This is a genomic window from Bradyrhizobium sp. S69 (genome assembly GCF_009766005.1).
Taxonomy (GTDB): domain Bacteria; phylum Pseudomonadota; class Alphaproteobacteria; order Rhizobiales; family Xanthobacteraceae; genus Bradyrhizobium.
Map to the genome: position 1 here is coordinate 108,927 of NZ_LMUK01000016.1, position 13,918 is coordinate 122,844.

The 13,918-nt window shown below is 61.4% G+C and carries 13 protein-coding genes and 1 tRNA gene; 9 read left to right on the forward strand and 5 right to left on the reverse strand.

Going from position 1 to position 13,918, the window contains the following annotated elements; genetic code table 11:
- Positions 1 to 50 precede the first annotated feature (50 nt).
- Together GSQ88_RS05510 and GSQ88_RS05515 are read left to right on the forward strand one after the other, a co-directional pair.
- Positions 51 to 923, forward strand: a complete 873-nt coding sequence (locus tag GSQ88_RS05510) for an isocitrate lyase/PEP mutase family protein (protein WP_159006376.1) — start codon at positions 51 to 53, stop codon at positions 921 to 923.
- Positions 924 to 931: 8 nt separating this feature from the next.
- Complete coding sequence (locus GSQ88_RS05515) at positions 932 to 1,231, forward strand: acylphosphatase (RefSeq protein WP_159006377.1); 300 nt, start codon at positions 932 to 934, stop codon at positions 1,229 to 1,231.
- A gap of 305 nt (positions 1,232 to 1,536) precedes the next feature.
- Here GSQ88_RS05515 and GSQ88_RS05520 read toward each other — a convergent pair whose 3' ends face one another.
- Complete coding sequence (locus GSQ88_RS05520) at positions 1,537 to 2,364, reverse strand: substrate-binding domain-containing protein (protein ID WP_159006378.1); 828 nt, start codon at positions 2,362 to 2,364, stop codon at positions 1,537 to 1,539.
- A gap of 166 nt (positions 2,365 to 2,530) precedes the next feature.
- Here GSQ88_RS05520 and GSQ88_RS05525 point away from each other — a divergent pair, with 166 nt between their 5' ends.
- Positions 2,531 to 4,822, forward strand: coding sequence for a TonB-dependent receptor (locus GSQ88_RS05525; RefSeq protein WP_159006379.1), 2,292 nt, complete (start codon positions 2,531 to 2,533; stop codon positions 4,820 to 4,822).
- Between the two features lie 368 nt (positions 4,823 to 5,190).
- Here GSQ88_RS05525 and GSQ88_RS05530 read toward each other — a convergent pair whose 3' ends face one another.
- Complete coding sequence (locus GSQ88_RS05530; RefSeq protein WP_159006380.1) at positions 5,191 to 6,015, reverse strand: DUF2061 domain-containing protein; 825 nt, start codon at positions 6,013 to 6,015, stop codon at positions 5,191 to 5,193.
- Positions 6,016 to 6,194: 179 nt separating this feature from the next.
- Between GSQ88_RS05530 and GSQ88_RS05535 the strand changes: the two genes are divergently transcribed.
- From GSQ88_RS05535 to GSQ88_RS05545, 3 genes are read left to right on the forward strand one after another with little or no spacing between them, the layout of a single operon-like run.
- The gene (locus tag GSQ88_RS05535) at positions 6,195 to 6,752 is read left to right on the forward strand and encodes a GbsR/MarR family transcriptional regulator (protein ID WP_159006381.1); all 558 of its coding nucleotides are present in this window, start codon (positions 6,195 to 6,197) and stop codon (positions 6,750 to 6,752) included.
- Positions 6,753 to 6,776: 24 nt separating this feature from the next.
- Entirely contained in the window at positions 6,777 to 7,445 is a 669-nt protein-coding gene (locus GSQ88_RS05540; RefSeq protein ID WP_159006382.1) for a DUF4166 domain-containing protein, read from the forward strand.
- On the forward strand, positions 7,442 to 8,881 hold the full coding sequence (locus GSQ88_RS05545; RefSeq protein WP_159006383.1) for a TIGR01777 family oxidoreductase: 1,440 nt from the start codon (positions 7,442 to 7,444) through the stop codon (positions 8,879 to 8,881). Before GSQ88_RS05540 ends, GSQ88_RS05545 begins: the two co-directional genes overlap by 4 nt.
- Positions 8,882 to 8,900: 19 nt before the next feature.
- Here GSQ88_RS05545 and lipB read toward each other — a convergent pair whose 3' ends face one another.
- The gene (lipB, locus tag GSQ88_RS05550; protein WP_159006384.1) at positions 8,901 to 9,626 is read right to left on the reverse strand and encodes a lipoyl(octanoyl) transferase LipB; all 726 of its coding nucleotides are present in this window, start codon (positions 9,624 to 9,626) and stop codon (positions 8,901 to 8,903) included.
- A gap of 62 nt (positions 9,627 to 9,688) precedes the next feature.
- On the opposite strand from lipB, the gene GSQ88_RS05555 reads away from it, so the two are divergent.
- The gene (locus GSQ88_RS05555) at positions 9,689 to 9,931 is read left to right on the forward strand and encodes a FliM/FliN family flagellar motor switch protein (protein ID WP_159006385.1); all 243 of its coding nucleotides are present in this window, start codon (positions 9,689 to 9,691) and stop codon (positions 9,929 to 9,931) included.
- 148 nt (positions 9,932 to 10,079) lie between these two features.
- Positions 10,080 to 10,164 (forward strand) — tRNA-Leu (locus GSQ88_RS05560).
- 87 nt (positions 10,165 to 10,251) lie between these two features.
- On the opposite strand, the gene GSQ88_RS05565 is transcribed toward GSQ88_RS05560, so the two are convergent.
- Positions 10,252 to 10,518, reverse strand: coding sequence for a helix-turn-helix domain-containing protein (locus tag GSQ88_RS05565; protein WP_159006386.1), 267 nt, complete (start codon positions 10,516 to 10,518; stop codon positions 10,252 to 10,254).
- Positions 10,519 to 10,709: 191 nt separating this feature from the next.
- The gene (locus tag GSQ88_RS05570) at positions 10,710 to 11,936 is read right to left on the reverse strand and encodes an SMP-30/gluconolactonase/LRE family protein (RefSeq protein WP_159006387.1); all 1,227 of its coding nucleotides are present in this window, start codon (positions 11,934 to 11,936) and stop codon (positions 10,710 to 10,712) included.
- Between the two features lie 333 nt (positions 11,937 to 12,269).
- Between GSQ88_RS05570 and xylB the strand changes: the two genes are divergently transcribed.
- Positions 12,270 to 13,715, forward strand: coding sequence for a xylulokinase (gene xylB / locus GSQ88_RS05575; protein ID WP_159006395.1), 1,446 nt, complete (start codon positions 12,270 to 12,272; stop codon positions 13,713 to 13,715).
- The last annotated feature ends 203 nt before the right edge of the window (positions 13,716 to 13,918 follow it).

A 13,918-nucleotide genomic window follows, 5' to 3' on the forward strand; every position in this document is an offset into this window, starting at 1 on the left:
TCGTCGCAAGTGCTCCTCGCAATGACCTCAAGAACTTGAGGAGTTTCTCCATGGCCTTCCGCAAGCGCCGCGATGCCCTGCGCTCGATCCTGTCGGGATCGTCCTGCATTCACCCTGGCTCGGTCTATGATGCGACCTCGATCCGGATTGCCAGGGATCTGGGTTTTGCGGTCGGCATGTTCGGCGGTTCCGTGGCCTCGCTGGCGGTGCTCGGTGATCCCGATATCACGCTGATCACGCTGACGGAGCTGGCCGAACAGATGCGCCGGATGTCGCGCGCGGCGGACTTGCCGGTGCTGGTCGATGCCGATCACGGCTACGGCAACGCGCTCAATGTGCGCCGCACCGTGCAGGAACTGGAAGCGGCGGGCGCGGCCGGCCTCACCATCGAGGACACGCTGCTGCCACAGGCCTTTGGCGAGGCAAAACCGCAACTGATTTCGCTCGAGGAAGGCGTCGGCAAGATGAAGGGCGCGCTCGACGGCCGCGGCGATCCCTCGCTGGTGATCATCGCGCGTACCGGGGCTGCGTCGATCACCTCGCTCGACGACGCGATCAAACGCGCCAAGGCCTATGAAGCCACCGGCGTCGATGCGCTGTTCTTCACCGGCATCAAGTCCCACGCCGAGCTCGAAGCGATCGCCGCCGCGACAACGCTGCCGATCGTGCTCGGCGGCGCGCCGGAAGACATGAGCGCTCTGGATTATCTCGGCGGCCAGCGCGTGCGGATCGCATTGCAGGGCCACGCGCCGTTCGCGGCGGCCACGCAAGCCGTCTACGACACGCTGAAAGCTTTGCGAGACGGCGCTTCGCCGAAGAGCTTGAAAGGCTTGGCGTCCTCGGAGCTGACCGGCCGCGTCATGCGCGACGCCGAGATGAAGCAGCGCAGCGCCGACTTCCTTGGTCTGAAGAACTTGGGCTGAAGAAATAGATGGATCGCACGATCCGCCAAGTCGTGATCCGGGGCCAGGTGCAGGGCGTCGGTTACCGCGCCTGGGTCGAACATCAAGCGCGGACGCACGGGCTGGAAGGCTGGGTCCGCAACCGCCGCGACGGCAGCGTCGAAGCGCTGTTTTCAGGACCGGCGGAAACCGTCGCCAGCATGGTCGCACTCTGCCGCCGTGGTCCATCCTCGGCGCGGGTCGAGACGGTGACGGATGAGGCGGCCGGCATCGATGCCTTGAACCTGCGGCGAGCCGGCGAGGGGTTTTCGCTGTTGCCGACGATCTAGAGCGTTTTCGAGCGAAGTGGGCACCGGTTCGCGTCAAGAAAACGCGTCAAAACAAGAATCTAGAGCCCGGTTCTGATTCCATCAGAACCGGAAATGCTCTAGCGCATGGACTCATACGCGCGTAGCCAAATCGCGCCATGGTTCGCCTGACCGCAATATCCAGACGATGCCGTTGAGGACACGTCGGTCGTTGAACCTCGGCACGCCGCGCGGCTTGAGTGGGCCATAAGTGCAATCTGTCGGCGCCCCGCCGCGACCGGCGCTGACCGATATGCCATGAATTGTTCCGATGAGTTTTCCGAGCGTCAGCGCTTCGAGTCGACCGAGGCTATCGGCTCCAGTCCGTGCCTTTGCAGCGTAGCTTGCCCTTCCTCCGACATCACGTACGCAACGAAACGTAGCGCAACGGGTTTGTCGTCGAGGATAATCAATCCGTCCGCGGGCTGAACTGTTAAGTTTGGCGGCAGTTTGATGGAGGCCAGGGTCGGCAATTCCTTCTGAATACCTGCAACGGCGCTACAATAAATGAGCATCACATCCGCCTGTTTGGACAGGAAAATACCTTCAACCGCGCCTTTTCCTGGCACTAATGGCGGCGTTTTCTCGCCCCCGCCCACGAGCTTTTTTGCCTTTGCTTCCAGCGTCGCGCGCGCGCCCGGCTTTACGGCATCGGCGCGCGCAAACACCTCCCAGCTATAGGTACCCAGTGGATCGGAGCCAGGCGTGGAAGTCGCTATCCTGACCGTTGGATCCAGGAGGCGGTCCAAAAAATTGGTTTGGTTGAGTTCCAGATCGGGACGAAACAGGGCACACATGCTGTTCCGTGCGAACAGAATGACCAAACGTTCGGGATGCCCTTCGGCTAGTTTATGGGGCTGCTCGACATCCGCTGATGCGAAAACATCGACACGCGCCCCGTCCTCGATCTTCTGCCGCATCAGTCCGGAGGCGCCGTACTCCGGAACGCCGATGTCGTCGGACTGTCGTGGAAAGTGCTCCAGCAGATCTCCTATCGCCGCGCGCAAACTGCCCGCGGCTGTCACCTTCAATGTATCGGCACGTGCGGGCATCCAAACCATGGCCGCGACGGCAATCCAACCGCAGGCGCGAACCAAGTTACGTCGATTTTTCATTTTGATCGCCTTATTTGTATTCCGAATTACCCACCGCGATTTCAATTAGATTTCAAGTGTTGCACAAAAGTGTCTAATTATACGACGTTATATCTCTAGAAATATAACGATAAAATATCTTCGGGATCGACGTCGATCCCAGAGAGATTTAGCGGGGGCCAGAGGAATGAAGTATGGGGCGGTTGCCGGCGTCTTGCTGGCGGGTTTGACGTGCGATTGGGTGCAGGTAGCTCAGGCCCAGCAAGGGCCGCTGCCGGCGGTCACGGTAGAACCTCCAAAACCGGGAAGCAATCGCCAACAAGACCAACAGCCGGCTCGGCAGACCGGAGCGATCCATAAAAGGAAAAAGTCAGCAAGTCGATCGACCCCGACAGCGGTTCCTGCCGTCAGCGTTGAGCCGGCGCTGGCTGGCTCGGGGAGTTTCCACAATGGAGCAAGCAACCCCAGTTACGACGTTCGAACGGTAAGCGTCGGTCCCTTGGGGAACCGAAATGTTCTCAACACGCCGTTCTCAATTACTACCGTCTCGCAAGATTTCATGGAAAACCTGCAGCTGAAAACAGTCAACGACACGCTTCGATACCTGCCTGACGTAGAGATCCGCAATCAGCAGGGGCTCGAAGTTTCCCGTCCGCAATCACGCGGGTTTCAAAGCACCATCGTTCAAAACACTCGGCTTGACGGTTTGAACGTTATCGGGACGACGGCGATCCCGGCCGAAAACCTCTCCGGCATTCAGGTGCTCAATGGCCTGGCTGGATCGCTCTACGGGCCGGCCACCCCAGCGGGGGTATTCAATTACGTCCTGAAGCGACCGACCGATACGCCGTATGCGAGTTATACCCAAGGCTTTGATTCGAATTCTGTTTTCACCGAGAATATCGACGCGGGCGGGCGCACGCCTGACGGAAAGGTCGGTTACCGAATAGACGCGGTTCATGGCGAAGGAGAAAGCTGGGCGCCTGAGAGTGCATCCAACAGGACATTGGCGAGTGGAGCTCTGGACTTCTACCTCGGCAATCGAACCGTCCTCGAAACGAATTTCAGTCATTACGAAACCAATACGACCGGCCTGCCGGGCAGCATCGTCTATTTTGGAGGTCCGAAATTTCCCGTACTCCCGGCGGCAGTTGACCCCACAAAGCTAGGTTATGGACAACCCGGCGCCGGTACGGACCTCATCACCAACACGGGCCTCGTCAAGCTCAAACATGAGTTCAATAACGATTGGAATTTTGAGATCGGCGGTCTTTATCAGGACGCGGTCCGCAATCTTTTCGGCATCACCAACACGGTGACCGACAACCAGGGGAACTACACGGTCACCAAAAACTTCGCCGCGGTGCCTCATTTCACCATCGCCAGCAACACGGCCTCGTTGAACGGCAAGTTCGATTTGTTCGGTTTTACGAATGAATTGACGATCGGGACCAACGGCTTCTTCAACGGCCAATATTCTTACCGCAATTCGATCACCACCACGCTCGGCACCGGAAATCTGGCCAATCCCACGGTCCTGCCCACACAGCCTATTCCGAGCAATGGCGGACAATACAAGTCTGCGATTCTACAGGATCAGACGATCATCACGGGCGACACTTTCCACTTCAACGACCAGTGGGCGGTGCAAGGCGTCGTCAGTACGTCCTTCCTCCATTCCGAGAGTTGGGCGACGAGCGGCGCCGTCACGAGCCAGCAGTCCGCTGATGGAGTCGTCAGTCCGACGGTGAGCCTGATCTATAAGCCATTTGACAAGATTACGACCTACGCGACTTGGGCCAACAGTGTCGAACAGAGCGATCAGGCGCCGGCCGGCACGGCAAACGCCAACGCATTTCTCTCGCCCTACACCGACGAAGAATACGAAGTCGGCGTAAAATACGCCGTTACGCCGCGTCTGCTCGCCACCTTCGCGCTGTTTCATATGACTCGGCCGCTTGCAGAAACGCTCGCCGCGACAAACGTGTTCCAGGTCGTCGGCACCCAACGCAACAATGGAGCAGAACTCTTTCTCCAGGGTGATGTGTATCAAGACATAACCGTCTTCGGTGGCATCAGCTACATAGATGCCAGGCTGATAAATACGGGAGTCGCTTCGACCGACAGCGGGCTGGTCGTGGGCGTTCCGCTGTTCAAATCCGATATGGCTGTCGACTTCCACCCCGGCGCCTGGCGCGGTTTCGCGCTGACGGGTGGCGTTCACGCGGAAGGCGAGCGAGCAGCAACCAATCTCAACAACTCTTTCGCGCCGTCCTACGCCACATTCGACGCGGGTGTTCGGTATTCTACGACGGTCGACAAACACATCTTTACGGGGCGCTTTCAGGTGCTCAACATCGGAAACACGTTCTACTATTCGTCAATCGCCGACGGAAACATCGTTGGAAGTCCCGGTGCGAATACCGCCTACCTCGGTACGCCAAGGACATATATGCTCAGCCTTCAGATGACGTTGTAGCATGAAGCTCATAGCCCATTGTTAGGGCGGAACGGGTACCGATATCATCACCAATCGGAACCCGATGAGCGTAATGCAGCGCATGTTCGCTTTTCGGAAGGCCCCCTTGCTCGGTCATGGTCCCTGTCGGGGTGACGATCTAGGGCGCCGTTCAGAAGCGGCCTCTGTAGTCTGATGGTCTCGTCCGGAGTCGACCTCATCCGGGCTCTATCTTTGGCGCCCGACTAATCATTGATGCAAGGTCGGGTTCTGGCACTTTTCGGACCTAAGGCGCCGTCCGGTTTGAGTCTGCAATACGCCCGATCGCGGACATGGGGTCGAACTCGCTCACGAGCCTCGATTTGTGAGTGCACGCCCTGGACTAGCCCTCAGACGGGCCTCGGCAACAGCGCAAGGGGCGCCTCAAATTGGGCCGCGCCTTCCGCGGGCGAGCCGTAACGATCCCAGGCCCACTCGTGGCCGAAATAAACGAACGGTCCCAGGATGAACCCGGACGCCGAGAGGGCGGCAGCGGTCGCGAGATCGCCGACCACCACGAAGTTGACGGCGAAGTCCATCGTCGTTGCGATGGTACGAAAGGTGATGGTCTTGGCGAGAGCCCGGCTGATCGTCAGGGCGCGGCGAGATCCGGGTTGCTCGTCGGCATCGGGGCGTCGCAAGAAGATTGTCAGGTCGACACGCTTGTTGGCATCGCCGAAATGGTTCCACACGGTTTCGTGGGCCAGATAGAACAAGGGACCGACCACCAGCGCAAACGCCGACAAACCGGCGGCGGTGGCGAATTCGCCCAACACCACGTAGTTGACAGTGAAATCGAGACTGGTGACGATAATCCGAAAGGTAATCGTCTTGGCGATGGCCTGCCTGACCGTGAAACGGTTGGGGACGACCATCAGTGCCGTGCCTGGCGCGGCAACCTTCGGCTCGGGTCGCGGCTGAAGGGCCGAGCGCAGCATCGGCCGCAAGCGGCGACCGAGCTTGGGCAGCAGGTTCGGCACCAGGACGGCGGCGCCGCCAATCACCATCCCGGGAATCAATGCCAGGTCGAGCAGGGCGACGCCGGCGGCGATGACGCCGATGGTGGCAACCGTATTGACGAGAGAATTGAGCGGCGGCGCCGCTGCAGCCGCCGTGGTTGAATTGTGCGCGGCCGACCTGGGCCTGCTGGCGACAACGAATGTGGAGCTTGGCACGGCGTTATTTCTTTCGGTGGTGCGCCCCCCGCGTGGAGCGAACGGCAGTTTGATCGCCGACTCATGAACATCGCATGACAGCAGGATATCGGCGATCCGCCGGATTTATGGCGCTGTGAGGCGGCGCCCGCTCGCATGTCGCGCTTGACATCCTGCCCGTATTGTCAGATATTTCTGTCATGACAGAAATTACAGGTAAGAAGAAATTGCCTCCCGCCGTCGAACGCTTCGTCCTGCATTGGGGCGACATGGGCGACGAGTGGGGCGTCAACCGGTCGGTGAGCCAGATCCACGGTCTGCTCTATTTGTCCGAAGCCCCGATGACCGCCGACGATATCGCGGACACCCTGGGCATGGCGCGCTCCAACGTCTCCAACTCCATCAAGGAGTTGTTGTCGTGGAATTTGATCCGGCGGGTTCCGATCATGGGCGATCGCCGCGATCACTATGAGGCCGAGACCGATATTTGGGAGGTCGCCGCGCGCATCGCCGCGGGCCGCAAGGTGCGGGAGATCGATCCCGCAGTGGAAGCCTTGCGCGCCTGCGTGGTCGATGCCGCCGACGATTCGACGATCAGCCCGGTCGCCAGCAAGCGGCTGAAGGAAATGCTGGCTTTCACCGAGTTGGTCGATCGCTGGTATTCGCAAATGCTCAACGTGCCGAGGCCGCGGCTGATGGCCCTGATGCGGCTTGGCGAGAAGATCGTCAGTTTCTTGCCCGTGGGAAAATCCAGATAGAGCGCAGCCCGATTGGAGTGTGCCATGGCGTCAGCAAGCAGGATTTCGAAATTTCCAGCAGCCCCGCCGTCCAGCGACAAACTCCTCGACGATCATCGCTTTCGCGCATTGCTGTCGGACGACGACTGGGGGCGCTTGCCGCTGGCGATCTGGCGGCGCTTTTCCAAGCGTTTCGCCGATGGCAAGACGGTGGTCTATGTCGGCGAGGTGGAGGAGGCCGAATTCAGCGGCGCCGGCTGGTGGCTGGCTCAACTCGCACGGTTGATCGGCGGACCGCTGCCGACGGCGGCCGACTGCAACGTCCCGGCCATCGTCACCGTGACCGAAGATGCCGCATCGGGTGGCCAGATCTGGACACGCATTTACGCGCGCCACCACGGATTTCCCCAGGTCATTCATTCGGCGAAGCGCTTTGGCGGACCCACCGGCCTCGAGGAATATGTCGGGTGTGGCATCGCGATGGCGCTGCAGGTTCGCGTCGATGGCCAAGCGCTGCAGTTTTGCAGCGCCGGCTACTTTCTCGAGATCGGCAAAATGAGGCTGCCCCTGCCGGCATCGCTGACACCCGGCGCTCTCACCGTCACCCACGCCGACCTCGGCGGCGACCAGTTCCGCTTCACGCTTGAAATCATTCATCCGCGTTTTGGCCGGCTGATTCGGCAGTCAGCGGTGTTTCGGGAGGCCACGTCATGACGTCACCGCTGCTTTGGAGCCTGATCGCCATTCAGATCGCGATGGGGGCGTTCGACACATTCTATCATCATGAAATGACGGAGCGGTTGGCGTGGCGTCCGTCGCAACGGCACGAACTGCAACTCCATGGCGTGCGCAACATGCTCTATGCCGCGCTGTTTCTCGTGCTCGGTTGGCTGGAAGTTCACGGGCTGCTGGCGGTGGCGATAACAGTCGTGCTCGCCGCCGAAATCGTCATCACGCTGATGGACTTCGTCGAAGAGGATATCAGCCGGAAACTTCCGGCGAGCGAGCGCATCAACCACACCTTGCTGGCGTTGAATTACGGCGCCATCCTCGTCTTGTTAGTGCCGGTGCTGATCGAATGGGCGGGACAACCGACCGCCGTCACGCCGGCGTTTCATGGCGTCTGGAGTGTTCTTGCCGCGGCATCGGCCGTTGGCGTCGGCCTGTTCGGGCTGCGCGACCTTGCGGCGTCCCGACGGCTTGCAAGGTTGAACGGCCGGACGGTCACCGGCCTTGTTGCCGGATTGTCGGGACGCCAGACCATTCTCGTCACCGGCGCGACCGGATTCGTCGGCAGCCGGCTGGTTGCGGCGCTGACTGATTCCGGACATCAGGTGATCGCGCTGGTGCGCAATCCAGCCAAGGTAGATGCACTGCACGCGCCGATCACATTGCTCACCAGCCTGGATCAGCTTCCCGACGACGCCAAAATCGATGCCATTGTGAATCTCGCCGGCGAGCCGATCGGCAACGGATTATGGACCGACACCAAGCGCCGCAAGATTATCGATTCCCGGATCGGCATGACCGGCGATGTCGTGCGCTTGATCACGCGCCTCCAGCAGCGGCCGAGCGTTCTGGTCAGCGGCTCCGCGATCGGCTGGTACGGCCTGTGGCAGGATCAGCCGCTGACCGAATCGGCCAAAGCCCACGCCTGTTTCAGCCACGAATTATGTGCGGCCTGGGAGCAGGAGGCGGGGCGGGCGAGCGACTACGGCGTCAGGGTGGTTTATCTGCGGACCGGCCTCGTCGTGGGCACCGAGGGCGGATTGCTGACGCGCATGCTGACGCCGTTCGAGTTCGGCCTCGGCGGTCCGATGGGATCGGGCAAGCAATGGATGTCCTGGATCGAGCGCGACGATCTGGTTCGCCTGATCGGCCATGCGCTGGCCAAGCCCGGCATATCCGGCCCGATCAACGCGACCGCGCCGATCCCCGTCACCAACCGGAAGTTCACCGAGGAACTCGGCCGGCGGCTGCGGCGGCCCGCGATATTTCGGATACCGGCCACGCTGCTGCATCACGCGGCCGGCGATTTCGCCGACGAATTGTTGCTGGGCGGCCAACGCGTGATTCCCAACAAGGCGTTGAGCAGCGGCTTTGTGTTCCGGCACGAAACGCTGCGCAGCGCCTTCGAAGCCATCCTCTGAGGCTTACTGCAAGCGATCGTCACATCGTCTCCGGCAGGGACGTCGTGATCGGGCCAAACACCTCGGCGAACGTCTGCCGGAGCGCGATATCGACATCCATCATCGAGGCGGGATGGCCGAGATCGACCAGGCTGGTGACGCCGTAGCGCGGGTCCACCACGCCGCAGGGCACGATGGCGTCGAAATGCGACAGATCCGGCTCCACATTGATCGAGATACCGTGGAACGAGACCCAGCGCCGCAGCCGAACCCCGATGGCGGCGATCTTGTCTTCAAAGCCCACGCCCTTGTCCGGGCGGCTGACCCAGACCCCGACGCGATCCTCGCGCCGCTCGCCGCGGACGTTGAAGGCCGCCAGCGTCCGGATGATCCAGGCCTCGAGGCCGGCCACATAGGCCCGCACATCCGGCTTGCGGCGCTTCAGGTCGAGCATCACATAGGCCACCCGCTGGCCGGGACCGTGATAGGTCACCTGTCCGCCGCGCCCGGTGGAAAACAGTGGAAAACGTGGCTCGAGCAGGTCGCCTTCGTTGCCGCTGGTGCCCGAGGTGTAAAGCGGCGGGTGCTCCAGCAGCCAGACCAACTCGGGTGCGTCGCCGGTTGCGATCGCCGCGACCCGTGATTCCATCAAGGCGATGGCTTCCAGGTAGGGAATCGGCTGGTCGGATATCCGCCATTCGACGTCGCCTCCGGGCAGAGGCTGCGCAAACGTCGTCAAATCGAGGCTTTGGCGATCATTAACCATTGGCTAACCATAACGTGGTGATCTGGAACCACGCAATTTTGCATTTGTAAGTCTGGGTTCCAGTGCCAACGCTCGATAAAGTCACCGTCGATCTCATGGTGGTCCTCGGGACCACGTCGATGCCCATCCATCAGGTCATGCGCCTCAGTCGCGGCGCCATCATCGAACTGGACGCCACCGAGGCCGACGAGGTCAAGATCCTCGCCAACAACCTGCCGATCGCCAGCGGCGTGGTGCTGGTCGATCGCAACCGGATCGCGGTCGAAGTCAAGCAAATGCTGCCACGTCAGCCGGGCGTCCGCTGAGCCTTTTCTAGCCTCTCTGAGCCGGCCAAAACACCCCCTAAACAACCCCCTTAAAGACTCTAGGGCAGGCCTTGTCCCTGCATCCCCGATTTGTTACATCCCGCGCCGTTGATCCGGTCCGGCATCACTGTAGGACCGATCCAGACAAGCGCTCGTGGCGGAATTGGTAGACGCGCTGCCTTGAGGTGGCAGTGAGTAAAATCGTGGGGGTTCGAGTCCCTCCGAGCGCACCACAAACTCACCCTCAGCATTGAAATCACTACGTTTTTGTGCAGAGTTCTTTGTAACGTGGCGAAGCGCGTCTCTCCCGCCGACGTTCGTCACGCCGCCTTCTGTAGCTTGATCCCGGGGCGCAACCCGGCTCGCTGCGCGAGCCGGACCAGCATGCTCAGGCTGAACCGGTTGATCTTTCCGTTCTTGATCTCCGATACCCGAGCCTGAGTAACGCCAGGCTGTGCCGCCGCCTCGGTCTGGGTCAATCCCGACTTGTTCAGCCATTTGTTGATGCCGGAAAGCAATTTGGCGCGCATTTCAAGCTCTGCGGCTTCTTCCTCGGGGAAGAGGTCGTGGAATACTGATTTTGCCATTATCGTCACCTGATCTTCCGTCATTATCCGACTATGCCAATTTTGGCATAGTCGGATAATGTGGCTTCGCTCCGGCGTTGCACAAACGTTACTCGCTCCGCACAATTTCTCTATTTGACCCACCCGCGCCGCGAGGTGCCGGCGGATCACGCCGGCACCTCGTTTGCGGTATCAAGCGACGGCGGAACGGGTCAGCCCGGTCCTGCGCCTTGGGTCGCGGTATAAACCGCGTAGATCGATTGGCTCGCGACCATGAACAGGCGGTTGCGCTTGGGGCCGCCGAAGCAGATGTTTTCGCACACCTCGGGCAGGCGGATGCGGCCGATCAGCTTGCCGTCTGGATTCCATACCGTCACGCCGTTGTAGCCGACGTGGCGACCGGCATTGCTCGCGGTCCAGATATTGCCGTTGACATCGCAGCGTATGCCATCCGGTCCGCAATTCACGCCGTCAATCACGAAGTCGCTGAATCGCTTCTGATTGGTGAGCTTGTTGTCGGCGCCGACATCAAACACGAACACGTCGCCCTTGCCGCCCGGACCGGTATCGCCTGGCCCCTTGCCCGTACTGACGACGTACAGCTTCTTGTAATCGGGCGAGAACGCGAGGCCGTTGGGATCCGGCACCTGGTCCTCGCTCAGCACGAGGTCGACACGGCCGGTGGGATCGACGCGATAGCAGTTGGTCGGCAGCTCGCGCTTGCTCGGCACGAAGCCGGCCGGCTGGCCGATGCGTGGATTGAGCTTGCCACCAGGATTCGTGGAGCCGCCCGGAGCATCCGGTTCGCCCTCGTAGAGCTGGCCGCCATAGGGCGGATCGGTGAACCAGGTGCTGCCATCCGGGTGAGCGACGACATCGTTGGGCGAGTTGAGCTTCTTGCCGTTGAAATTATCGCAGAGCACCGTCGATGTGCCGTCATGCTCGTAGCGCACGACCCGGCGGGTGAGATGCTCGCAGGAGAGCTGGCGGCCCTGGAAGTCGAACGAGTTGCCGTTGGAGTTGTTGGTCGGTGAGCGGAACACGCTGACGCGGCCGTCGTCCTCCGACCATCTCATCTGCCGATTGTTGGGAATGTCGCTCCACAGGAAATAGCGGCCCTGGGCGCTCCAGGCCGGGCCTTCACCCCACAGCATCCCGGTATAGAGGCGCGTGATCGTGGCGTTAGGCTGGGCGAGATCGTTAAACGACGGATCGACCGCGATGATATCAGGGTCCCAGAAATAGGTGGTCGGGGCGCCGTGAGGTCCGAAGTCGCGCGGCGGGCTGGTGATCGTCGTCGGTGGCCCCACCTGGCTGGCCTGCTGGGCCAGCGCGCCGCTGCTCCCGATCACGGTGGCACCGGCCGCGGCGGCCAGGCCGTGGACCAGCGTTCGCCGTGAGATTGTCTTTTCCGGATCGCGTTGCACGTCGTGTGTCATCACATCCTCCCAATCTATGCGCCGGCCGGTTGATCCAGCCAAGCAGCCCTGAGGCTAATCCGGTCCGCGCCGGGTTGCGAGAGCCGCTTTCGGTCGCAGTCGATGCGTGCCATGGAAAAACGGCATTACGTCGTCCAACACCTGTTCGTCGGGGAGACGTGACGCGGCGAATTGTTGCGGTGCATGAGTCCGCTTGTCACAAAACGGACATTCGGAGCGGAACTTGCCGACACATGAGAATTCCATGATGATCTCGGCGTGGCCCGAAATGCGACATGCCGGAATGCGCGTTGAACCACGCAGCTTGCGTCGCACGGCGGGCGAAAGGTGATGATGTATCTCGGTATCGATCTCGGCACGTCAGCGGTCAAAACCGTTCTCGTCGATCACGAACAACGCGTGGTAGCAAGCCGAAGCCGGCCGCTGACGGTGGCGTCTCCGCATCACGGCTATTCCGAACAGGACCCCGGGCAGTGGATTGATGCCACGTTTGCCACGCTGGATGCCTTGAAGGCGGATCATCCGCGCGAATTGGCCGCTGTCGACGGCATCGGCCTGTCGGGCCAGATGCATGGCGCTACACTGCTCGATGCGAACTTCAAGCCCTTGAGGCCCTGCATTCTGTGGAATGACGGGCGGTCCGCCACGGAATGCGCTGAACTGGAGCAGCGCTGGCCCGCCTTGCGTGCGACGACAGGCAACAAGGCGATGCCCGGATTCACCGCTCCGAAATTGCTATGGGTTGCGAAACACGAGCCGGAGATCTTCGCGGCCACCAAACTCGTATTGCTCCCGAAAGCGTATCTACGACTGGTACTGAGCGGTGAGGCGATCGAGGATGTCTCGGATGCATCCGGATCGTTGTGGCTCGATGTCGCGCGACGGGATTGGTCGGATGAGGGGCTGGCCGCGACCGGTCTGTCGCGCAGCCAGATGCCGCGTCTCGTCGAGGGGTGTGCGCCGGCGGCGCGGTTGCGCAGCGAGCTGGCGCTTCGCTGGGGAATGACCAAACGACCTGTTATCGCCGGAGGCGCCGGCGATAATCCGGCGGGCGCCATCGGCATCGGTGCGATACGGCCGGGAGCCGCGTTTGTTTCGCTCGGAACTTCCGGAGCATTGCTGGCACCGACCGATGCGATTGCGGCCAACCCTGAGCGCGCCGTGCATACGTTCTGTCACGCCGTCCCCGCGATGTGGATTCAGGCCGGAGCTATTCTGTCGGCGGGGGCGAGCCTCGCCTGGATCGCGCGTCTGCTTGGGGCCTCCGAGGCCGAGTTGCTGGAGCCGCTTGGTTTGCGCCCAAAGGCGCCGTCGCATGTCAACTTTCTGCCGTATCTGTCCGGCGAACGGACGCCGCACGACGACCCCGAGGCACGCGGCATGCTCGACGGGCTGAGCCACGGCACCGATCGTGCCGCCATCGTCCAGGCCGTGCTCGAGGGTGTCGCCTTTGCGATCTCGGATTGTCGCGACGCGCTTGCCGACACCGGGATCGTGATCTCGCAGGCGGATGCGATCGGCGGCGGTTCACGTTCGCGCTTCTGGCTATCGGTGCTGGCGAACGTTCTGAATATTCCGATTCATCGATTTGCCGACGGTGAAACGGGAGCGGCATTTGGCGCGGCGAGGCTGGGACGCCTGGCCGTCACGGGGGAGGCGATCGAAGCTGTCTGCACAGCGCCTCGGCGTATCGAGACATTCGAACCGGAGCCTGCCCTCGCGGCTGCCTATGCCGAGCGGCTTCCCGAATGGCGCAAGCTGTACCGGCGGCGGACGTAACGCGGTCTTTGCCCTACGGCCCTGCGCAACAACGGCACCGTCATCCTGAGGTGCTCGCCGTCTTCGGCGAGCCTCGAAGGATGTTGTTCGGCACCGTGCTTGCGACCCTGATCTTCCCCCAAAAAAGTGGACAGGGTTAAACTGCTTTTAGCTCCATCTCGATCGGGCTGATATAGTTGATGGCGGAGTGACGCCGAGTTCGA